General features: G+C 72.8%; 14 protein-coding genes. 9 read left to right on the top strand and 5 right to left on the bottom strand.

Features of this window, described 5'->3' with window-relative positions; genetic code table 11:
- Positions 1-52: 52 nt before the first annotated feature.
- From FHX46_RS13060 to FHX46_RS13050, 3 genes are read right to left on the bottom strand one after another with little or no spacing between them, the layout of a single operon-like run.
- Entirely contained in the window at positions 53-1,087 is a 1,035-nt protein-coding gene (locus FHX46_RS13060; protein ID WP_167113762.1) for an ABC transporter permease, read from the bottom strand.
- Positions 1,084-2,592, bottom strand: a complete 1,509-nt coding sequence (locus tag FHX46_RS13055) for a sugar ABC transporter ATP-binding protein (RefSeq protein WP_167113751.1) — start codon at positions 2,590-2,592, stop codon at positions 1,084-1,086. Before FHX46_RS13055 ends, FHX46_RS13060 begins: the two co-directional genes overlap by 4 nt.
- Positions 2,592-3,824, bottom strand: coding sequence for an ROK family protein (locus FHX46_RS13050; protein WP_167113749.1), 1,233 nt, complete (start codon positions 3,822-3,824; stop codon positions 2,592-2,594). The genes FHX46_RS13055 and FHX46_RS13050 overlap by 1 nt, the downstream gene beginning before the upstream one ends.
- Positions 3,825-4,030: 206 nt before the next feature.
- On the opposite strand from FHX46_RS13050, the gene FHX46_RS13045 reads away from it, so the two are divergent.
- The 4 genes from FHX46_RS13045 (at position 4,031) to FHX46_RS13030 (ending at position 11,017) form a co-directional block, all read left to right on the top strand.
- A complete protein-coding gene (locus tag FHX46_RS13045; protein WP_167113747.1) occupies positions 4,031-5,182 on the top strand; it encodes an epoxide hydrolase family protein in 1,152 nt (383 codons plus the stop codon).
- 359 nt (positions 5,183-5,541) lie between these two features.
- The gene (locus FHX46_RS13040; protein WP_167113744.1) at positions 5,542-6,495 is read left to right on the top strand and encodes a sugar phosphate isomerase/epimerase family protein; all 954 of its coding nucleotides are present in this window, start codon (positions 5,542-5,544) and stop codon (positions 6,493-6,495) included.
- A 49-nt stretch (positions 6,496-6,544) separates the two neighbouring features.
- On the top strand, positions 6,545-9,823 hold the full coding sequence (locus FHX46_RS13035) for a PQQ-dependent sugar dehydrogenase (RefSeq protein ID WP_167113741.1): 3,279 nt from the start codon (positions 6,545-6,547) through the stop codon (positions 9,821-9,823).
- Between the two features lie 69 nt (positions 9,824-9,892).
- The gene (locus FHX46_RS13030; protein ID WP_167113738.1) at positions 9,893-11,017 is read left to right on the top strand and encodes a CapA family protein; all 1,125 of its coding nucleotides are present in this window, start codon (positions 9,893-9,895) and stop codon (positions 11,015-11,017) included.
- A 27-nt stretch (positions 11,018-11,044) separates the two neighbouring features.
- On the opposite strand, the gene FHX46_RS13025 is transcribed toward FHX46_RS13030, so the two are convergent.
- On the bottom strand, positions 11,045-12,106 hold the full coding sequence (locus FHX46_RS13025) for a DUF2235 domain-containing protein (protein WP_167113735.1): 1,062 nt from the start codon (positions 12,104-12,106) through the stop codon (positions 11,045-11,047).
- Positions 12,107-12,205: 99 nt separating this feature from the next.
- On the opposite strand from FHX46_RS13025, the gene FHX46_RS13020 reads away from it, so the two are divergent.
- Positions 12,206-12,505, top strand: a complete 300-nt coding sequence (locus FHX46_RS13020) for a hypothetical protein (protein ID WP_167113732.1) — start codon at positions 12,206-12,208, stop codon at positions 12,503-12,505.
- 18 nt (positions 12,506-12,523) lie between these two features.
- Here FHX46_RS13020 and FHX46_RS13015 read toward each other — a convergent pair whose 3' ends face one another.
- Positions 12,524-13,798 (bottom strand): alpha-amylase family protein, encoded by a 1,275-nt coding sequence (locus FHX46_RS13015; protein ID WP_167113728.1) that lies wholly within the window; start codon positions 13,796-13,798, stop codon positions 12,524-12,526.
- A gap of 57 nt (positions 13,799-13,855) precedes the next feature.
- Here FHX46_RS13015 and malQ point away from each other — a divergent pair, with 57 nt between their 5' ends.
- From malQ to treZ, 4 genes are read left to right on the top strand one after another with little or no spacing between them, the layout of a single operon-like run.
- Positions 13,856-15,796, top strand: coding sequence for a 4-alpha-glucanotransferase (gene malQ, locus FHX46_RS13010; RefSeq protein ID WP_167113725.1), 1,941 nt, complete (start codon positions 13,856-13,858; stop codon positions 15,794-15,796).
- 60 nt (positions 15,797-15,856) lie between these two features.
- Entirely contained in the window at positions 15,857-17,974 is a 2,118-nt protein-coding gene (glgX, locus tag FHX46_RS13005) for a glycogen debranching protein GlgX (protein WP_313886115.1), read from the top strand.
- On the top strand, positions 17,971-20,244 hold the full coding sequence (treY, locus tag FHX46_RS13000) for a malto-oligosyltrehalose synthase (protein WP_167113722.1): 2,274 nt from the start codon (positions 17,971-17,973) through the stop codon (positions 20,242-20,244). Before glgX ends, treY begins: the two co-directional genes overlap by 4 nt.
- Entirely contained in the window at positions 20,241-21,947 is a 1,707-nt protein-coding gene (gene treZ, locus FHX46_RS12995; RefSeq protein ID WP_167113719.1) for a malto-oligosyltrehalose trehalohydrolase, read from the top strand. The genes treY and treZ overlap by 4 nt, the downstream gene beginning before the upstream one ends.
- The last annotated feature ends 66 nt before the right edge of the window (positions 21,948-22,013 follow it).

Here is a 22,013-nt window from a genome sequence, read left to right as displayed (position 1 = left end):
AGCTCCAGGGGGTCGTCGGGGTGCGGTCGGGACGGGGTCGGGGAAGCTGGTCCTAAGTGGAGCGCCGGGCGCGCCGCCTGCTGCGGAACTGCAGGAGCACGGCGAGGACGATGATGGCGCCCTTGGCGATGTTCTGGATGTCGGTGTCGAGGTTGTTGAGCGTGAAGATGTTGCCGAGCACGGTGAAGATCAGGACACCGATGAGCGTTCCGGTCAGGGTGCCGCGCCCGCCGGAGAGCAGGGTGCCCCCGATGACCACCGCCGCGATCGCGTCCAGCTCGTAGTACAGGCCGTTGGTCGAGGCACCCGACGTGGTGCGCGCGACGACCATGAGCGCCGCGATGCCGCAGCACAGCCCGGCCACGCCGTAGACGAGCGCGGTGTGCCGCTTGACGCGGATACCGGCCAGCCGCGCCGCCTCGGTGTTGCCGCCGACGGCGAACGTGCGGCGGCCGAACGTGGTGCGGTTGAGCAGAACCCACCCCGCCACGAACACCGCGGCGAACATCCAGATCAGCACCGGGATGCCGAGCAGGTCGCCGCGGAAGAACGCGAGGAAACCGCTCTGGCGCACCACCTGCGTGTTGCGGCCGCTGATCCGCTCGGCGAGGCCGCGGGCGGAGGCGTACATCGCGAGCGTGGCGATGAACGGCACCACGCGGCCGTAGGCGACGAGCACCCCGTTGACCAGGCCGCAGCCCAGTCCGACCGCCAGCGCGCAGATCACCATCACCAGCGGACCGAACGACTGCGTCGCCAGCGTCGTCGCCCACACGCTGGACAGCGCGACGATCGACCCGACGGACAGGTCGATCCCGCCGCTGATGATCACGAAGGTCATGCCGACGCTCACCACGCCGATCGCGGCGGCCAGCCGCAGCACGGTGGAGAGGTTGCCCTCGGTGAAGAACGCGTCCGGCCGGGTCAGCCAGCCGACCACGCAGAGCAGGACGAACACGCCGAACAGGCCGGCCAGCCGGGCGTCCACCGGAAACCGCCCGCGCGCGGGCTTGGCCGCCGGGGGCGCCGCCCGGGGTGGCGGGGCCGGCGTGGCCTCGGGCAACACCGACGAGGAGTCCTTCGTCATGCCGCACTTCCCTCCATCACCAGATTCAGCACGTCTGCTTCGGTCAGCTCGTGGGCGGGTGCCTCGCGGACCACCTGGCCCTCCCGCAGCACGAGCACGCGGTCGGCGAGCCCGAGCACCTCGGGCATCTCGCTGGACACCAGCACGATCCCGACGCCGGCCGCGGCGAGCTCGCGGATCAGCCGGTACAGCTCGGCCCGCGCACCCACGTCGACGCCGCGGGTCGGCTCGTCCAGCAACAGGATCGAGCAGCCCCGCACGAGCCAGCGCGCCACGACCGCCTTTTGCTGGTTGCCGCCGGAGAGCGTGCCGACCGGGCGGCGCGGGTCGGCCGGGCGCAGGTCCAGCTGCCGCAGCCGCTCGGCCGAGTCGCCGAGCTCGCGGGTGCGGTCGGTGAAGCCGAAGCGGCTGTAGGCGGGCAGACTGGCCAGGGTCACGTTGTGCGCCACCGACATCTCCAGCAGCAGCGCCTGGCTCTTGCGCTCCTCCGGTGCCAGCCCGATCCCGGCGGCCACGGCGGCGGGCACGTCACCGGGCTTGAGGCGCTTGCCGTCCACGTGCACGGTGCCCGCGTCGGGTTTGCGGGCGCCGAAGACGGTCTCCAGCAGCTCGCTGCGGCCGGCGCCGACGAGCCCGGCCACGCCGAGGATCTCGCCGCGCCGGAGGGTGAAGCTGACGTCTTCGAACTCGCCGTGCCGGGTCAGGTTCGCCACCCGCAGCAGCTCCGCGGAACTGTCCACCGTGGATTCGAGTCGTTCCGGGTAGACGGTTTCCACGCGGCGGCCGGACATCAGCGACACCAGGTGGTCGGTGGTCACGTCGGCCACGTCGAGCCCGGCAGCGACGGTCGCGCCGTCCTTGAGGACGGTGACCCGGTTACCGATCCGGCGGATCTCCTCCAGCCGGTGCGAGATGTAGACGACGGCGACCCCGTCGGCGGTGAGCTCGGCGACGATGCGGAACAGGTTGTCCACCTCGTCGGAGGCGAGCGCCGCGGTCGGCTCGTCCATCACGATCAGCCGGGCGTCGTGGACCAGCGCGCGGGCCATCGACACCAGTTGCTGCCCGGCCGCGGACAGGTCGGCGACCTCGCGGTCGGGGTGGATCTCCGGGTGCCCGAGCCGGGCCAGCAGCTCGCTCGCCCTGACGCGGGCGTGCCGGTCGCGGGTAAAACCGGCCTGGGCGGGCTCGTGGCCGAGGAAGATGTTGTCCGCCACGGACAACGCGGGAATGAGGTCGAGCTCCTGGTACATGGTCGCGATGCCGCACCGCAGCGCGGTGACTGGCGACGACAGCGTGACCGGCTCGCCGCGCCAGCGGATCTCGCCCGCGTCCGGCTGGTGCGCCCCGGCGAGCACCTTGATGAGCGTGGACTTGCCGGCGCCGTTCTGGCCGAGCAGGCAGTGCACCTCCCCGGCCCGCACCGAGAGCTCGACGCCGTCCAGCGCCCGGACACCCGGGAACGTCTTGACGATGCCGCGCATGGTCAGCAGGTCTTCGGTCATCACGCCTCCACGCTCACCGGGGCGCCGGCCGGGGCCAGCGTCGGATCGTCCAGCAGGGGCCGGATCGCGGCCTGCGCCGCGCCGGTGCCGACCGCGGTGAACCCGAGCCGGGACGGCACGATCCGGAGGCCGCCCGCCTCGGCGGTCACCGAGCGGGCGGTGAGTTCGGCTCGGATCGGCTCGGCGAGCCAATCGCACAGCGGCGCGAAGTATCCGCCGAGCACGACCATCCGCGGGTCGAGCAGATCGGCCAGCACCGCGATGCCCAGGCCGAGCGCGGCGCCCAGCCCGGCGAGCGCGTCCAGGACGCCGCGGTCACCCCGCTGGGCACGGCGGCGCACGATGGAGGTGCGCTGCGCCAGGTCCAGGGCGGGGTCGTGCACCAGGTCGCCGGGCGCGGCGAAGGAGCGCAGCAGCGCATCGACGCCGACGGCGGTCTGCCAGCAGCCGCGACGACCGCAGGCGCACAGCCGTCCGGCGGGTCCGAGCGGCAGGTGCCCGGCCTCGCCGGCCCGGATCAGGTTGCCGCCGGCGATCAGGCCGGCGCCGACGCCCGCGCCGCCGAGCAGGAACACGACGTCGGAGCAGCCGCGCGCCGTACCCCGGTCGGTTTCGGCGACGGCGGCGAGGCCGGCGTCGTTGCCGACGACGATGCGCTCCGGCGGCAGGCCGGTGCGGGCGGCGAGGCCGTCGGCGAGGGCGACGTCGCGCCAGCCGAGGCCGGGCGCCACGCGGACCGTGCCGGCACCGGCGAGCCCGGGCACCGCGACGGCCACCCCGGCCACCTGCCCCCCGCCGTCCCAGCCGTCCACTTCGGACATCGCGGCGGTGACCAGTGCGGCGAGTTCGTCGAGGGTGCGCTCCGGGCCGAGGGCACGCACGTCGGCGGCAGTGCGGCGCCGGGTGGTGGCGGTGCCGGAGAGGTCGAGGAGGGTGCTGCCGACGTGGCCGGCGTCCAGTTCCAGGCCAATGCCCCAGGTGCCGCGCGGGCGCAGCTCGACCAGCTGACCGGGCCGGCCCTGCCCGCCCTCGTGGCGGCCGCCGGACTGGACCAGTGCGCGGGCCTCCAGTTCGGCGACGAGGTTGGAGACCGTCGCCTTGCTCAGCCCGCTCCGGGTCGACAGCTGCGCCCGGGACTGCGCACCGTGGCGGCGCAGGAGCCGGACGAGCAGGGCGAGGTTCGCCCGGCGGACACCGGCGCGGTCGGGCGGCCGGTCGAGGAGAGGGGGCACCGCGGAGCTCCACTTCGTCGGGAAACTGACCGGATCTCAGTGCTCGTGACTACCGGCCTACTCTGACCGGCGGAGTACTTCTGCCACAATCCGGCAAAAGGAGTAACAGTCAGATCGTTACTTATGAACCAGATTGCCGAAAGTGTGCTCGGCGCCGGACGAGCTTCCGGCCGGAATCTGTCCGCAGACCGTGCCACGCTGCGGGCATGACCACACCACGACCGTTCCGCGTCGCCGTGCCGCAGGCCGACCTCGACGACCTCCGCGCCCGGCTCGCGCGCACCCGCTGGCCCGACGAGCTGCCGGGCGCAGGCTGGGCCTACGGCGTGCCCAAGGACTACCTGACGGAACTCGCCGGCTACTGGCGGACCGGGTACGACTGGCGCTTCCACGAGGCCCGGCTGAACCGGATCCCGCAGTTCACCACGACGATCGACGGCCAGACCGTGCACTTCCTGCACGCGCGCTCCCCCGAACCGGACGCGACGCCGCTGATCATCACGCACGGCTGGCCCAGCACCGTGTACGACCTGCTGGGCATCCTGGGCCCGCTGATCGATCCGCGCGCGCACGGCGGGGACCCGGCGGACGCCTTCCACGTGGTGGCGCCGTCGGTGCCCGGGTTCGCGTTCTCCGGCCCGACCCGCGAGCCCGGCTGGGGCGTGCGCCGCGTCGCCCGCGCGTGGGCGGAGCTGATGCGACGGCTGGGCTACCACCGCTACGGCGCCCAGGGCGGCGACTTCGGCAGCATCGTGTCCCCGGAACTCGCTCGGATCGCGCCGGATCACCTGCTCGGCGTGCACGTCAACGCGCTGGCGAACGCCGCGACCCCGATCGATCCCGCGGAGCTGGACGCCCTGTCCCCGGCCGAGCGCGAACGCGCCCGCGACAACCAGCGGTGGTGGTACGGCCACTCCGGCTACGCCACCCAGATGTCGACGCGGCCGCAGACACTGGCCTACGCGCTGAACGACTCCCCGGCCGGGCAGCTCGCGTGGAACCTGGAGTGGTTCGCCGACTGGGATCCCGGCGAGAGCGACCAGACCCCGGTCGAGCGGGACGCCATCCTCACCGACGTGACGATCTTCTGGCTGACCGGCACCGCCGGCTCGGCCGCCCGGCTCTACTACGAGGCGGTCCCGGAGGCGTGGGGCCGCCGCCCCGCGCGCTCACCCGTGCCGACCGCCGTGGCGAACTTCCCCGGCGACCGGGCGATCCGCGGTCTCGCGGAACTGTCCAGCACGGTCACGCGGTGGACGAACCACCCCCGGGGCGGGCACTTCGCCTCGTTGCAGGCCCCGGACCTCCTGGTCACCGACATCCGGGAGTTCTTCCGGACGCTCGGGCCGGGCCGCTGAACCCGGTCCTGCTCTCGGCCGCCCGGGTGATCCCGGCCGGCCGGCCGGGCGTGGCACGCGCAGCCGTTCCCCCGGTCCGGCCCGCGCCGTCGGGCCTTCGTCACGCGCCAGGGCGGGCAGCCCCGCCTCCGCGCGGAGCGCGGCCGGCGGGGCAAAACCGCTGGTGGACATGGAGAAAGCGCCTCCTCGTCGCTCGCGGGTGCACCGACCGGAGTCCCGCCCACCGCGCTTTTGAGCAGCAGCGCGGGGAACTTTGTTCTGCGAAATGCGAAACTCTGGACACTTTCGACGGAAGCTGCCTACGTTGACCGGCGCACGTGGCAAGGGGGTCGGTTCACACTCGCTCGAAGGAGAAACCCGTGTCCCACTCGTCGTTCAACCGCCGCGGTTTCCTGCGCACCGCGGCCGGGGCGACCGTCGCGGTCAGTGCCGCGGCGCTCGCCGGGTCACTGCCCGCCGCGGCCAGTCAGGGCCGTCTCGTCCCGCAGAACCAGATCGGCATCCAGCTCTACAGCGTCCGCGACAAGGTCTCCCAGCTCGGTTTCCGCGCCGTGTTCGAGGAGCTGTCCCGCATCGGCTACCGCGAGATCGAGTTCGCCGGCTACACCCAGAGCACCTCGATCCTGGGCAGGCAGATCACCGTGCCCGAGATCGCCCAGCTGCTGAAGGACTTCGGCCTCAAAGCGGTCGGCAGCCACGTCGGGCTCGGCAACTTCCGCACCAACCTCGAGGGCGAACTGGACAACGCCGAGATCCTCGGGCTCGAGCACATCGGCACCGCCAACGCACCCAGCAACGTGAACACTGTGGACGGTTACCGGGCGGCGGCCGAGGAGTTCAACCGGATCGGCGCCGCGGCCGCCGGCCGCGGCCTGAAGTTCTACCAGCACAACCACGCCGGCGAGTTCGCCTTCGCCACCGACCGCCCGGACGTCCGGCTCTACGACGTGTTCTTCGACCACACCGACCCGGACCTGGTCTACCTGGAGATGGACGTGTACTGGGCCTATGTCGGCCAGTACCGCTTCCCCGGCTTCGACCCGGCCGACTACATCACCCGCGCCCCGCACCGCTACCCGTTGCTGCACCTCAAGGACGGTGACGAGAACCCGGCCAACCCCAACGGCTACGACATCGTCGAGTTCGGCGCGGGCGACCTGCCCTACAGCGAGTTCCTGCGCCGGGTCCACGGCCGCGGCCGCTACCACGGCATCTGGGAGCAGGACACCGCCCCCGGCACCCAGCCCAGCCCGCCCGGCTCGTTCGGCGCGGCGCTGCGCAGCTACCAGGCGCTCACCGAGCTCCGCGGCTGATCTCCCTCCCCGTCCTCCCCGTCGACATCCCCACCGGAGTGATCTCGCGATGCACCCTGCCCTGAGACGGTCGATCACCGCCGCGGCGGTGACGGCCCTGGCGGTGCTCGGCCTCGCCGCGCCCGCCTCGGCCCACGACGCAGACCCCGCCCTGCACTGGGACAACTACGAAAAGGTCACGCTCACCAAGAACGTGGGCGAGCCCATCGACCTGGCCGTGCTGCCGGAAGGCCGGGTCCTGCACACCGCCCGCAGCGGCGAGCTGCGGCTGACCGACCCGAAGACCGGCGTCACCAAGGTCGTCAACACCATCCCCGTCTACCAGAACTCGGAGATGGGCCTGCAGACGGTGACGCTGGACCCCGGCTTCGCCGAGAACCACTGGGTCTACCTGTACTACTCCCCCAAGCTGAACACGCCGGCCGGTTCCGCGCCGAACACGCTGCCCGCCGGTGCGGACGACTCGTACTGGAAGCAGTGGGAGGGCTACGACGTCCTGTCCCGGTTCAAGTGGACCGGCGACGCGCTGGATCTGAGCACCGAGCAGGAGATCATCCGCGTCACCACCAACCGCGGGCAGTGCTGCCACGAAGCGGGTGACGTCGACTTCGACGCGCAGGGCAACCTGTACCTGGCGACCGGCGGCAACACGCCCGCCTCCGGCCCGAACGTCAACGGCTACACGCCGATCAACGACGCGCCCGGCTACAACCCGGGCCTCGACGAGCGCCGCGGCTCCGGCAACACCAACGACCTGCGCGGCAAGATCCTGCGCATCCACGTCAACGACGACGGCAGCTACACGATTCCCGAGGGCAACCTGTTCGCGCCCGGCACGCCGCTGACGCGCCCGGAGATCTTCGTGATGGGTCTGCGCAACCCGTTCCGGATGACCGTGGACAAGGTGACCGGGGCGGTGATGTGGGGTGATTACGGTCCCGACGCCGGCACCGCCGACCCCAACCGCGGTCCGATGGGGTACGTGGAGTGGCAGTCCACGACGAAACCGATGAACTCGGGCTGGCCGTACTGCACGGCCGACAACTCCCAGCCCTACCGGGACTTCGACTTCGCCACGCTCACCCCGGGCCCGGCGTTCGACTGCGCCGCACCGGTCAACGACTCGCGGTGGAACACCGGCCTGCGCACGCTGCCGCCGGCCACCCCGGCCACGCTCTGGTACGGCGACCGCGACAGCGACCAGCCGTGGCCCGAGCTCACCGCGTTCCGCTCCAGCAGCGGCCAGGCCCCGATGGCCGGCCCGGTCTACCACTACGACGCGAACAACCCGTCGCCGACGAAGTTCCCGCCGTACTGGGACGGCAAGGCGTTCTTCGGCGAGTTCTCCCAGGACTACGTCGCCGCGTTCACCCTGTCCGGACCGGACGGCCCGGTGACGAAGCTGGAGAACTTCCTGCCCAACAAGGATCTGTCCACTCTGGGCCAGCCGATCTGGGACAACCCGATGGACCTGGAGTTCGGCCCGGACGGTTCGCTCTACGTGCTGGAGTACGGCGACGGCTTCTTCCGGCAGAACCCCGACGCCGGGCTGTACCGGATCGACTTCGCCCCCGGCGACAAGAGCCCGACCGCGCGGATGACGGCGACCCCGTCCTCCGGGCAGGCCCCGCTGGCGGTGTCCTTCGACGCCACCGGCTCGAGCGACCCCGAAGGCGGCGCGCTGACCTACGAGTGGGACTTCGACGGGGACGGCACGTTCGACGCCACCGGGCCGCGGGCGAGCCACACCTACACCGCGAACGGCCAGGTGGAGGCCCGGCTGCGGGTCACCGACCCGGCCGGCAAGCACGGCCTGACCTCGCAGCAGGTCACCATCGGCAACACCGCACCCACGGTCACGCTGACCGCGCCGGTCAACGGCGGGTTCTTCGACTGGGGTGACGCCATCCCCTACGCGGTGACGGTGACCGACCCCGAGGACGGCGGCAGCCCGGTGTGCAGCCGGGTGGCGTGGGCGTTCGGCCTCGGGCACAACCAGCACGGGCACCCGGTCAACAGCGGCACCGGTTGTGCCGGTGCGGTGGCCACCCCCACCGACGCCGGGCACGGTGCGACCGAGAACGTCTTCGGTGTGCTCAACGTGACCTACACCGACAACGGCGCGAACGGGGTTCCGGGCGCGACCGGTGAGGCGCAGGCGATCCTCAACCCGAAGCTCATGCAGGGCGAGCACGCCGACGCGAGCAGCGGCGTGACGATCACCGACGACGCGACCGCGTCCGGGCTGCGCTCGGTCACCGGCTTCGACCCCGGCGACTGGCTGGCCTACGACCCGGTCAACTTCGCCGGCATCACCGGCGTGCAGACGACGGCGCACGGCGCCGGGCAACTCCAGCTGCGGTGGAACGCGGCCGACGCGGCACCGTTCGCGACGATCGACGTGCCTGCCGGGGACGGCTGGCAGACGGTGACCACGCCGCTGTCCGGGCTGCCCACCGGTGCCGGGAAGCTGTTCGTCACCTCCGGTGGCGGGGTCGACGTGGACGCCTTCACCTTCCAGGGTGCCGGGGTCGCGGACAAGACACCGCCCGCGGTGACGGCCGCGCTGACGGCGTCCGCGCCGACCGGCGCGAACGGCTGGTACACCGGCAACGTCACGCTGACCGTGTCCGCCACGGACAACGGCACGGTGTCGAGCCGCCAGTACTCGGTGAACAACGGCGCGACCTGGGCCAGCGCGGCCAGTCCGGTGACGTTGTCGGCCGAAGGCACGACCACCGTGCTCTACCGGGCGACCGACAGCGGTGGCAACGTGTCCGCACCCGGCACCCTGACGGTGAAGATCGACAAGACGGCGCCGGCGGTGACGGTCGGCGGGGTGACCGAAGGCCAGGGCTTCGGCGACTCCGCCGCGCCGGCCCCGGTGGTCACCGCGACCGACACCGCCTCCGGCGTGGCCACGACCGTGACCACAGTGGACGGTCAGCCGGTCACCGCGGGCAAGCCGGTGGAGCTGTGGCGGCTGCCGCTGGGCGCGCACCAGCTGTCGGTGACGGTCACCGACCAGGCCGGGCTCACCACGACCAAGGTCGTGAGCTTCACGACCGGCACGTCGTTCGGTGACCTGCGGACGCTCGTCGACCGCTTCGCCGGCGCCGGGTGGGTGACCAGGGTGGGCGCGATGCAGCTGCACAACGCGCTCGACCAGGCCCAGAAGCACGCCGACGCCGGACGGATCAACGCCGCCCGGGACGCGCTGCAGAACTTCGCAGCGGTCACCGGGGACGGCACGAAGGTCCGGGACGCGCTCGCCGCGGAGACACTGCGCCGGGACGCCACCGCCCTGTCGGGGTCGCTGAAGTCCTGATCCGCTGCACACGAGGGCCACTCCCGGGGCATGGGCGCCGGGGGTGGCCCTCTGGCAGGATCAGCATCCATGCGGATCCGCTTGGTCCTCGCGGGCGTCGCGGCCGGCGCGCTGCTCGCCGCCTGTTTCGCTCCGGCCGACGACCCGGCGCAGTCCGGTGCGCAGTCCGGTGCGCAGCCCGGTGCCCGCCCGGCCGCTCCGCCCGCCGATCCCGGGTTCAGCGTCGTGGCGACCGGGGACGTGCTGATCCATCCGGAGCTGACCGGCCAGGCCACCGCCGACGGTGGCGGCCGGCGGGACTACCGGCCGTTGCTGGCCGGGATCCGGGACACCGTCAGCGCCGCCGACCTGGCGATCTGTCACCTGGAGACCCCGCTCGCGCCGGCTGCGGGCCCGTTCCGGGGCTACCCCGAGTTCAGTGCGCCACCGGAGATCGCGGGGGCGCTCGCCGCCACCGGCTACGACGACTGCTCGACCGCGTCGAACCACACCCTCGACCAGGGCGGCGACGGGGTGAACCGGACGCTCGACGACCTGGACCAGGCCGGGGTCCGGCACACCGGGTCGGCGCGCACCCCGCAGGAGGCCCGCACCCCGCTGGTGCTCGACGTGCACGGGGTGAAGGTCGGGCACGTGTCCTACACGTTCGGGTTCAACGGCAAGCAGCCGCCCACGGAATGGGTGTCGAATCCGCTCGACGCGAACGCCGTGCTGGCCGGGGCGCGGGCCGCCCGGGCGGCGGGCGCCCAGGTCGTCATCGCCAGCCTGCACTGGGGCACCGAATACCAGCACGAGCCGACCGCCGACCAGCAGCGCATCGCGCAGCGGGTGCTGGCCGATCCGGCCGTCGACCTGATCATCGGCCACCACGCGCACGTGGTGCAGCCGATCGAGAAGATCTCGGGCAAGTGGGTCGCCTACGGTCTGGGCAACTCGATCGCCCGGCACTCCGAACCGCACGGGGACACCGAGGAGGGCCTGATCGGCCGGTTCCACTTCACCCGCACCGGTCGGGGGTGGACGGTCGACCGGGCCGAGTACGTGCCGACCGTGATCGACCTCGGCCCGCCGATCCGGCTGCGCACCGCCGGCGACCCGGCGCTGAACCCCGCCCGCGCCGCGCAGGCGCTCGCCCGGACCGACGAGGTCGTCCTCAGCCGCGGCGCGGCGGCACAGGGCCTCACCCGCGGCTGACCACCGCCGGGTCCCCCGGATCCCCGGTCAGGCCGGCTCGGCCTCGGGGTGCGGCTCGCCCGCACCGGTGCCGACCGGCAGCACCGCGCCGCCCTCGGCCAGGTACGCGCCGAGGTTCGGCGCGTAGCCGGCGACCATCGCCTGCCGCTCCACCGCGCTGGACGCCGCGTACTCGAACGCGGTCGCGCCCAGCGGCCGCACGTAGGGGCGCATCAGGCGGTAGAACCCGGTGCGCGAGTCGTGCGCCGGGCCGAGCGGGTCCGGGTCCGCGCCGGCGAACGCGCCTGGCTCGAACACCAGCCCGTGCGCCCGCGCCCGCTCCACCATCCACTGCAGACTGATGTCGGCGAGCGCCCGGTCCGGATAGCCGCCGCCGACATCGGAATGCACACCGGAGAACCACACCTGCTCGACCAGCCGGCCGCTCGCGCCGGGGCGCGGGTGCCACAGCGCCGGCCGGAACGGCGGCCGCCGCTCGTCGATGGCCAGCGCCTGGAAGGCGGCGTCCACGCTGGAGCTCAGCTCCGTGTCGTGGAACTGCCAGCGCCGGTTCACGAGGTTGACCAGCCGCAGCCCGGACAGCGGGATGCCCAGGGCACCGACCGTGTCCCACACGCCGAGGAAGCGGATCCGGGTCTCCCGGGAGTAGGACCGGCGGAACAGTTCCGCCGCGGCGGACCGCGGATGCGTCGCCGACCCGCGCGCACGGTACAGGGTGTACGCCTCGCCGATCCGGTCCTCGTGCTCGCGGCGCAGGATGCCGCAGTTGCGCAGCAGGCCGGCGAGGCTGCGCGCGGTGTAGGCGCCCCGGCTGAACCCGACCAGGAACAGCTCGTCCCCCGGCCGGTAGGTCCGCACCAGGAAGCGGTAGGCGTCGCGCACCGCGCGGGACAGCCCGAACCCGAACGCCCCGCCCCACAGCCGTTCGCCGGGGCGGGTCCCGACACCGGGGTGGTAGTAGACGCGTTGCTCGCGCCCGGCGGCGTCCACCGGCGCGACACCCAGCGCGAGCCGGGACACGTTGGTGGGCGCCGGCTGGTCCGGCGTGTTCCAGGTCCCGTCGCAGCAGATCACCAGGCGCTTGGTCATGCCTGCTCTCCCCTCGACGCCAGTTCAGTCGCGGACCCGGCGCCCGCGGTTACCGGTGGCCGGGTGTGAAGGGCCCCGTGATCGGGTACTTCCCGCGACGTGACAGCGCGCAACGACGAACCACTGGACCTGGGCGCGACGGAGCTGTCCGCCGCCGAGGAGCATCGCATCCGCGCCGAACACGATCTCGACCGGCCACGGGTGTTCGACGAGCGCAACGCGGTGGACGACCGCGCGGAGACGCGGTCGACGCTGCTGCCCGAGGAGGAGCACGCCGGCAGCGCCGATCCCGAGGCACAGGCCCGCGAGGTCCTGCGCGACTCGGACCTGCGCACGGAGGTTCCGGAGTCGGCGCCCGACACGATGATCGAGCGCCGCCGCCCGGAGGACACCGCCTGACCCTGCGGCCGCGATCGGCTACCGGCCGAAGATCGCCCACCCGTGGGCCGGCACGGTCGGCCACGGCTCCTGCCCGCCCGGGGAGGAGGAGTCCAGCACCCGCAGGCCGTCGATGCGCACGGGGAACCGGCGCGGTTCGTCGCCGGTGTTGAGCAGCGTGAGGATCTCGTCGTCGCCGCTGCGGGAGCGCAGGGCCATCTCCCGGTTCGTCAGGTGCTCCACCGACGTGCGCGCACGCACCAGCCACGCGTTGCGCCGGCGCAGGCCGATCAGCCGCTGGTGCAGCCGGTACACCGGCCACCCGTAGGGCGCCAGCTCCGCGGGATCCGCGGGGAACTCCGGGCGGATCTCGTCGTCTCCCCCGGCCCGGTGCTCCTTGATCCCGCGGAACGCCTGCTCGTCGCCGTAGTACACGCTCGGCACACCGCCCACGGTGAACAGCACGGCCAGCGCGTGCGCCAGGTGCCGCTCGTCGGGCAGCTGGCTGGCCAGCCGGGTCACGTCGTGGTTGCCGGCGAAGGTCTGCGGCACGAACGAGGCGAGCAGTTCGTCGTGCCGTTTCAGCGCCCAGGCCAGCTCGAAGAAGTTGCCGTCGTGCAGGGAGCTCCAGATCGCCTTCCACAGCTCGTACTGGGTGACCGAATCCAGGCCACTGCGCGCGACGTACCCGGCGTAGTCGCCGTGCAGCACCTCGCCGAGGAACCACGCGCCGGGGTACTGCCGCCGCACGCCGGGCAGGACCCGCGCCCAGAACTCGGGCGGCACCGCGTAGGCGGCGTCCAGCCGCCAGCCGTCCACGCCGCGGCCGAGCCAGTGGTTCATCACCCGCTCCACGTGATCGGCGACCGCGGGGTTGGCGTGGTCCAGCGCGACCAGGTGCCGGTGCCCCTCGAACACCGCAAAGTCGTCGCCGTCGCGGCGCCACCACTGCGGATGCCCGAACCCGCGCGCCACGTGGTTGAACACCCCGTCCAGCACGATCCGCATCCCGCGGTCGCGGGCGGCGGCGACCAGCCGGTCGAAGTCGGCGTCGTCGCCGAGCCGCGGATCGATGCGGAAGTGGTCGGTCGTGTCGTAGCCGTGCGTCTCCGACGCGAACACCGGGCCGAGCAGCAGACCGGAACAACCCAGTTCGACGGCGTAGTCGAGCCAGCCGGCCAGCCGCCCCAGCCGGTGCTCGGGCGGACTGCCCGCCGGCAGCGCGCGCGGTGGCGCGCCGGTGAAGCCGAGCGGGTACACGTGCCACCAGATCGCGTGGTCGGCCCAGATCGCGTGGTCGGCCGAGTGCGCCATGCGTTCTCCTCGTCTCCTCGTGTGGCGGCACCCGCCGTGGACCGGGATCCTGAACGGGTGGATGCCGACCTGACCGCCCTCGCGCACGCGCACGGCGTGGCCACCCGGTACGAAAACGCCGAGCAACGCGAGGTGGAGGTCGAGCCGGACGTCGTCGTGGCCGTGCTCGCGCAGTTCGGCGTGGACGCGTCCGGGCCGGACGCGGTCCGCCGCGAGCTGGCCGCGGTCCGCGAGCGGCGGGCGGCCACCCTGCTGCCCCCGACCCTCGTGCTGCGTGAAGGTACCGAACACGACGCGGGCGGGCGCGCCGTCGTACACCTCGAGGACGGCACGCGCCGCGAGATCGAGCGGATGATCCCCGCCGACCTGCCACTGGGCTGGCACCGGGTCGAGACGGCCGATCAGGATGTGGTGCTGGCCGTGGTGCCGCACCGGCTGCCCGAGGTGCCCCCGGCGTGGGGCTGGATGCTGCAGCTGTACGCGCTGCGCTCGGACGCCTCATGGGGTGCCGGGGACTTCGCCGACCTGGCCGAGTTCGCCCGGCGCTCGGCCGCCGAACTCGGCGCGGGCGTGGTGCTGGTCAACCCGGTGCAGGCGATCAGCCCGGTGCACCCGGTGGAGCGGTCGCCGTACTCGCCCGCCAGCCGCCGCTACGCCAACCCGCTCTACCTGCGGGTCACCGCGACCCCGGAGTTCGCCCGGGCCGGCGAGGACCTGCGGGCGCGCGTGCTCGCCCTGCGACCGGAGCGCACGGACCTGATCGACTACGACGCCGTCTGGAGCGCCAAGCTCGCGGCCCTGGAACTGCTGTGGCCGCTGCACGACCCGGCTCCCCTGGACGAGGCGGTGCACGACTTCGCGGCCTTCTGCGCGCTGGCGGAACGGCACGGCCCGGACTGGCGGGAGTGGCCGGAAGAACTCCGTGATCCGCATCACCCGGCGGTCGCGGCGGCGCGCGCCGAACTGGCGGACCGGATCGCCTTCCACGGCTGGCTGCAGCAGCTGTGCGAGGACCAGCTCGACGCCGCCCGCGAGGCGGCCCGGGCGATGCCGGTGGGCATCGTGCACGATCTGCCGGTGGGCGTGCACCCCGGTGGTGCGGACACGTGGGCACTGGGCGACGCGTTCGCGGCGCGGGTGACCGTGGGCGCCCCGCCGGACGCGTTCAGCCAGCAGGGCCAGGACTGGAACCTGCCACCGTTCCGGCCGGACCGGCTCGCCGAACTCGGGTACGCGCCGTTCCGCGACGTCATCCGCGGCGTGCTGCGGCACGCCGACGGCATCCGGATCGACCACGTCGCCGGGTTGTGGCGGCTGTGGTGGATCCCACCCGGTGAGCCGCCGTCGCGCGGCACCTACGTGCACTACGACGCGGACGCCATGCTCGGGATCCTGGCGCTGGAGTCGCACCGCGCGGGCGCGGTCGTGGTCGGCGAGGACCTGGGCACGGTCGAGGCCACGGTGACCAAGACCCTGCACGAGCGCGGGGTGCTCAGTTCGGCGGTGCTGTGGTTCCAGCGGGACTACGACACGCCCGGCCACCCGTTCGTGCCGCCCGGCGAGTGGGACCGCGACGCGATGGCGAGCATCACCACGCACGACCTGCCCACGGTGGCCGGCTGGCTCGCCGGCGAGCACGTGCGGGTGCGAGCCGAGCTGGGACTGCTCGACGGGCCGGTGGAGAAGGAGCGGGCCGCCGCCGAGGCCGAGCGGTCGGACCTGCTCGGATTCGTTTCGGCTCAGGGCATCCCGGCCGGCGATCCGGTGACCGCGCTGCACACGCTGCTCGCGTCGGCCGCGTCGCGGCTGTTGCTGACCGCGCCGGCGGACGTGCTGGGGGAACGCCGCCAGCCGAACCTGCCGGGGACGACCGGGGAGTACCCGAACTGGCGCATTCCCCTGCCGGTCACGCTGGAAGCGTTCTTCGCGGATGCACGACTGCGCCATGTCGTGAGCGCATTGCGCGCGGCGCGTCCGTTGCCCGGGCGGAGTGCTTGAGAACGGCTACATTGGGCACACGTCCGAAGCCACCGCTCGCGAACGCTAGAAGGAGAACCTGTGCCGCCCTGGCCCGGAATGCCCTACCCGCTCGGCGCCACCTACGACGGTGTGGGCACCAACTTCGCCCTCTTCTCGGAGGTCGCGGAGTACGTCGAGCTGTGCCTCATCGACGCGGACGGCACCGAGGAACGTCATCGCCTGACCGAGGTGGACGGGTTCGTCCACCACGGGTACCTGCTCGGGGTCGGTCCCGGGCAGCGCTACGGCTACCGCGTGCACGGTCCCTACGACCCGTCGCGCGGGCTGCGCTGCAACCCGAACAAGCTGCTGATCGATCCCTACGCCAAGGCGATCGCCGGTGACGTCGACTGGGACGAGGCGCTGTTCGGGTACCCGTTCGGCGCGCCCGGCGAGCGCAACGACGCCGACTCCGCCGCGCACGTGCCGCACGCGGTGGTGGTCAACCCGTTCTTCGACTGGGGTGACGACCGCCCGCCGCGCACGCCGTACAACGAGACGGTCGTCTACGAGGCGCACGTGCGCGGCCTGACGATGAACCACCCCGAGGTGCCGCCGCGGCTGCGCGGCACCTACGCGGGGCTCGCGCACCCGGCGGTGGTCGACCACCTGACGAAGCTGGGCGTCACCGCGATCGAGCTGATGCCGGTGCACCAGTTCATCACCGACCACGGGCTGGCCGAGAAGGGCCTGCGCAACTACTGGGGCTACAACACCATCGGCTTCTTCGCCCCGCACGAGGGGTACGCGGCGCTGCCCGAGCAGGCCGGCCAGGTGCAGGAGTTCAAGGGCATGGTCAAGGCCCTGCACGAGGCCGGCATCGAGGTGATCCTCGACGTCGTCTACAACCACACCGCGGAGGGCAACCACCTCGGTCCCACGCTGTCCATGCGCGGCATCGACAACCAGGCGTACTACCGGCTGGTCGAGGACGAGCCGCAGTACTACATGGACTACACCGGCACCGGCAACTCGCTGAACGTGCGCCACCCGCACACCCTGCAGCTGATCATGGACTCGCTGCGGTACTGGGTCACCGAGATGCACGTGGACGGGTTCCGGTTCGACCTCGCCGCCACCCTGGCCCGCGAGTTCTACGACGTGGACCGGCTGTCCACGTTCTTCGACCTGGTGCAGCAGGATCCCACGGTGAGCCGGGTGAAGCTGATCGCCGAGCCGTGGGACGTCGGGCCGGGCGGTTACCAGGTGGGCAATTTCCCTCCACTGTGGACTGAGTGGAACGGCAAGTTCCGGGACACGGTGCGCGACTTCTGGCGCGGCGAGCCGGCCACGCTCGGCGAGTTCGCATCCCGCCTCACCGGATCGTCGGACCTGTACCAGGACGACGGCCGCCGCCCGTACGCCTCGGTCAACTTCGTCACCGCGCACGACGGCTTCACCCTGCAGGACCTGGTGTCCTACAACGGCAAGCACAACGAGGCCAACGGCGAGGACGGCCGCGACGGCGCCGACGACAACCGCTCGTGGAACTGCGGGGTGGAAGGGCCCACCGACGACCCGGAGGTGCTCGCACTGCGCGCCAAGCAGCGCCGCAACCTGCTCGCCACGCTGCTGCTGTCGCAGGGCGTGCCGATGCTGCTGCACGGCGACGAGATGGGCCGCACCCAGCAGGGCAACAACAACGTCTACTGCCAGGACAACGAGCTGTCCTGGATGGACTGGTCACTCGCGGACACCAACGCCGGCCAGGTGGAGTTCACCGCCGCGCTGGCGGCGTTCCGCAAGAAGCACCCGGTGTTCCGGCGCCGCCGCTTCTTCGCCGGCAAGCCCATCGGCAAGGGTGAGGAGCTGCGGGACATCGCCTGGTTCACGCCGTCGGGCGAGGAGATGAAGGAGCAGAACTGGGACGACGGCTTCGGCAAGGCCATCGTCGCGTTCCTCAACGGCGAGGGCATCAACGACCTCGACGCCCGTGGCATGAAGGTCACCGACGACTCGTTCCTGCTCGCGTTCAACGCGCACTACGAGGACATCGAGCTGACCCTGCCGAACGCCGACTACGGCGCGGGCTGGGCGGTCGTGGTGGACACCGAGGCGGGCACGGTCGCCGGGGAGCCGGGTGAACCGGTACCGGCGGGTGGCTCCCTGAACCTGCCCGCCCGCTCGCTCGTGGTGCTGCAGCGGGTGGAGGCATGACGCCACCGTCGTCGACCTACCGGGTCCAGCTGCGCCCGGAGTTCACCTTCACCGATGCCACCGCTGTGATCCCCTACCTCCACCGGCTCGGTGCCGGCGCGCTCTACGCCTCGCCGGTGCTGGACGCCACGCCCGGGTCCACCCACGGCTACGACGTGGTCGACCCGGCGCGGGCCCGGCCGGAGCTGGGCGGTGAGGAGGCCCGGCGGCTGCTGGCGAAACGACTGCGGGAGGCCGGGCTCGGGTTCGTCGTGGACATCGTGCCCAACCACATGGCGGTCGAGGTCGCGAAGACGAACCGGTGGTGGTGGGACGTGCTGCGGCGCGGTCCCGGTTCGGCGCACGCCGACTTCTTCGACATCGACTGGCGGCGCGGCAAGGTGCTGCTGCCCGTCCTCGGCGCCGACGCGGATGTCGCGGAGCTGCGGATCGACGGAGACGAACTGGTCTACTACGACCACCGGTTCCCCATCGCGCCGGGCACCGGCGAGGGCAGCCCGCAGGAGGTGCACGCGCGCCAGCACTACGAGCTGGTGGGCTGGCGGCGCGGCAACGCGGAGCTGAACTACCGCCGCTTCTTCGACATCACCACGCTCGCGGCGGTGCGGGTCGAGCTGCCGGACGTCTTCCACGCCACGCACGACGAGGTGCTGCGCTGGGTCGCCGAGGGCGAGGTCACCGGTCTGCGGGTGGACCACCCGGACGGCCTCGCCGACCCCGGCGGCTACATGCGGATGCTGCGCGCCGGCGCGCCGGAGGCGTGGCTGGTGGTGGAGAAGATCCTGCACCCGGGCGAGGACCTGCCACAGAGCTGGCCGGTCGACGGCACCACCGGCTACGACGCCCTGCGGGAGATCACCGGGTTGCTGGTGGACCCGGCCGGCGAGGCTCCGGTCACCGAGCTGGCGCGGCGGCTGGGCCAGCCGGTGGACTACCACCAGGTGGAGGACCGGGCCCGGCGGCTGGTCACCGACCGGATCCTGGTCGCCGAGGTGCACCGGATCGCCGCGCTGGTGCGCGGCATCGAGCAGGAGGCCGCGGCGGGTGCGGTCGCGGAGACGATGATCGCGTTCCCGGTCTACCGGTCCTACCTGCCGGAGGGTGCGGCGCACTGGGCGGCTGCGATCGCCACCGCCCGCGCCGCGCGGCCGGACCTCGCCGAGGCGATCGACGCGCTCGACTTCCAGGTGCGGGAGGACCCGCACGGCGAGCTGGCCACCCGGTTCCAGCAGACGTCGGGGATGGTGGTGGCCAAGGGCACCGAGGACACCACGTTCTACCGGTACACCCGCTTCGCCGCGCTCAACGAGGTGGGCGGGTCGCCGAACGACTTCGGCGCGGACGTGGCCGCGTTCCACACCGCCGCCGCCGCCCGCGCCGCCGGGTGGCCGGCCGCGATGACCACCCTGACCACCCACGACACCAAGCGCTCGGAGGACGTGCGGGCGCGGCTGGCAGTGCTGTCGGAGGTGCCCGGGGAGTTCGCCGACGCGGTGACGCGGTGGACCGCGCGGCGCGGCATCGACGAGCCGTCGCTGAACCTGCTGGCCTGGCAGACCCTGGTCGGCGCCTGGCCGATCGACGCGGACCGGCTGCGCGGCTACCTGGACAAGGCGGCCAAGGAGAGCAAGCTCCGCACCACCTGGACCGACCACGACGAGGAGTTCGAGCGGGCCGTCGCGGCGTGGCCGGACGAGGTGCTCGGCGACGCGGAGCTGCGCGCGGAGGTCGAGGCGTTCGCCGGACGGATACGCGGGCCGGGGTGGTCGAATTCGCTGACGCAGAAGCTGATCCAGCTCACCTCGCCCGGCGTGCCGGACGTCTACCAGGGCACCGAGCTGTGGGACTTCTCCCTGGTCGACCCGGACAACCGGCGGCCGGTGGACTACGCGGCGCGCGCCGCGCTGCTGGCGGAGATCGCCGGCGGGTGGCTGCCGGAGATCGACTCCTCCGGCGCGGCGAAACTGCTCGTCGTGCACCGGGCGCTGACCCTGCGCCGGGACCGGCCGGAGCTGTTCACCGGCTACCGCCGCCTGCACGCCGAGGGCCCCGCCGCCGCGCACGCGGTCGCCTTCGAGCGGCGCGGCCTGATCACGGTGGCCACCCGGCTGCCGGTGGGCCTGGCCGCGGCTGGCGGCTGGCGGGACACCGTGCTGCCGCTGCCCGACGGCGAGTGGACGGACACGCTCACCGGGACCGTCGTCACCGGGCAGCTGGCGGCGATGCTGGCGCGCTATCCGGTGGCGCTGCTGGTGCGAGGAGAGTCATGACGTTCCGCGTCTGGGCCCCGGCGGCCTCGCGGGTCCGCGTGCGCACCCAGGGAGCCGAGCACGAGATGACCGCCGGCGGTGGGGGGTGGTGGTTCTCCGATGTGCCGGCGCCGCCGGGCGCCGACTACGCGTTCCTGCTCGGCGAGGACGGGACAGCCCTACCCGACCCGCGCTCGTCCTGGCAGCCGCAGGGCGTGCACGGGCCGTCCCGCGTCTACGACCACGCGGCGTTCCCCTGGACCGATCAGAGCTGGACCGGGCGCGCCCTGCCCGGCGCGGTGATCTACGAGCTGCACATCGGCACGTTCACCCCCGGCGGCACCTTCGACTCGGCGATCGACCGGCTGGACCACCTCGTCGATCTGGGTGTCACATTCGTCGAGGTACTCCCGGTGAACTCCTTCGACGGCACCGACGGCTGGGGCTACGACGGCGTGCTGTGGGGGGCGGTGCACGAACCCTACGGCGGGCCGGACGGGTTCAAGCGGTTCGTCGACGCCTGCCACGCCCGCGGCCTGGCCGTCGTGCTCGACGTGGTCTACAACCACCTCGGCCCGTCCGGGGCGTACCTGGACCGGTTCGGCCCGTACTTCGCCGGGCAGAACGACTGGGGCCCCGGCCTCAACCTCGACGGCGAGGGCTCCGACGAGGTCCGCCGGTACGTGCTCGACAACGCGCTGGGCTGGCTGCGGGACTTCCACGTCGACGCGCTGCGGCTGGACGCCGTCCACGCGCTGAGCGACCGGCGCGCCACCCACCTGCTGGAGGAGCTCGCGGTGGCGACCGAGTCGCTGTCCGCGGCGGTGCGGCGGCCGCTGACGCTGATCGCCGAGTCGGACCTCAACGATCCGCGCCTGGTGACCGCGCGCGAGGGCGGCGGGTACGGCCTGCAGGCCCAGTGGTGCGACGACCTGCACCACGCGCTGCACGTCGCGTTGTCCGGCGAGACCAGCGGGTACTACGCGGACTTCGGGGCGCCCGGCGCGCTGGCGACGACGCTGCGGCAGGCGTTCTTCCACGCCGGCACGTGGTCGTCGTTCCGGGAGCGCACGCACGGCCGGCCGGTGGACCGGTCCCGGCTGCCCGGGCACCGGTTCCTGATCTACCTGCAGAACCACGACCAGATCGGCAACCGCGCCACCGGGGACCGGTTGTCCGCCTCGGTCTCCCCCGGCCGTCTCGCCTGTGGCGCGGCCATCGTGTTCTGCTCGCCCTACACGCCGATGATCTTCATGGGCGAGGAGTGGGCGGCGAGCACGCCGTGGCAGTTCTTCGCGTCGTTCCCGGACCCGGAGCTGGCCGAGGCGGTGCGGACGGGCCGCCGGCGCGAGTTCGCGCGGCACGGCTGGGGCGAGGCCGAGGTGCCGGACCCGATGGACCCGGCGACCGTGGAGCGCTCCCAGCTGGACTGGTCCGAACCGGGCCGGGCGGGACACCGCGAGGTGCTCGAGCTGTACCGGGCGCTGATCGCGCTGCGCCGGTCCCGGCCGGAGCTGTCGGACCCGTGGCTGGACCGGTTCGCCGTCCGGTCGCAGGGCTCGTGCCTGGTGCTGGACCGCGGCCCGCTGCGGCTGGTGTGCAACTTCGGCCCGGACGGGGCGGACCTCGGTGAACCGGCCGGATCGGTGGTGCTCTCCTGGGGCGGTGCGACGGCCGGTCACGTCCCGCCGGACACGTTCGTCCTGATCGACACCGCCGGTTGATCACCCCGGGTCACTTCCCGCCGGGACCGTGATCCGGATCTGCACCGATCGGCGGTGACGGAACTG

The sequence above is a fragment of the Amycolatopsis viridis genome, assembly GCF_011758765.1.
In the GTDB taxonomy this organism is placed as follows: Bacteria; Actinomycetota; Actinomycetes; order Mycobacteriales; family Pseudonocardiaceae; genus Amycolatopsis_E; species Amycolatopsis_E viridis.
This window is presented reverse-complemented; position numbering and strand designations above follow the sequence as displayed.

Excerpts from the sequence above, each read along its gene's own strand:
- FHX46_RS13060 (WP_167113762.1), bottom strand. The coding sequence starts at position 1,087 with ATGACGAAGGACTCCTCGTCGGTGTTGCCCGAGGCCACGCCGGCCCCG.
- FHX46_RS13055 (WP_167113751.1), bottom strand. The coding sequence starts at position 2,592 with ATGACCGAAGACCTGCTGACCATGCGCGGCATCGTCAAGACGTTCCCG.
- FHX46_RS13045 (WP_167113747.1), top strand. The coding sequence starts at position 4,031 with ATGACCACACCACGACCGTTCCGCGTCGCCGTGCCGCAGGCCGACCTC.
- FHX46_RS13035 (WP_167113741.1), top strand. The coding sequence starts at position 6,545 with ATGCACCCTGCCCTGAGACGGTCGATCACCGCCGCGGCGGTGACGGCC.
- FHX46_RS13030 (WP_167113738.1), top strand. The coding sequence starts at position 9,893 with ATGCGGATCCGCTTGGTCCTCGCGGGCGTCGCGGCCGGCGCGCTGCTC.
- FHX46_RS13025 (WP_167113735.1), bottom strand. The coding sequence starts at position 12,106 with ATGACCAAGCGCCTGGTGATCTGCTGCGACGGGACCTGGAACACGCCG.
- FHX46_RS13015 (WP_167113728.1), bottom strand. The coding sequence starts at position 13,798 with ATGGCGCACTCGGCCGACCACGCGATCTGGGCCGACCACGCGATCTGG.
- treY (WP_167113722.1), top strand. The coding sequence starts at position 17,971 with ATGACGCCACCGTCGTCGACCTACCGGGTCCAGCTGCGCCCGGAGTTC.
- treZ (WP_167113719.1), top strand. The coding sequence starts at position 20,241 with ATGACGTTCCGCGTCTGGGCCCCGGCGGCCTCGCGGGTCCGCGTGCGC.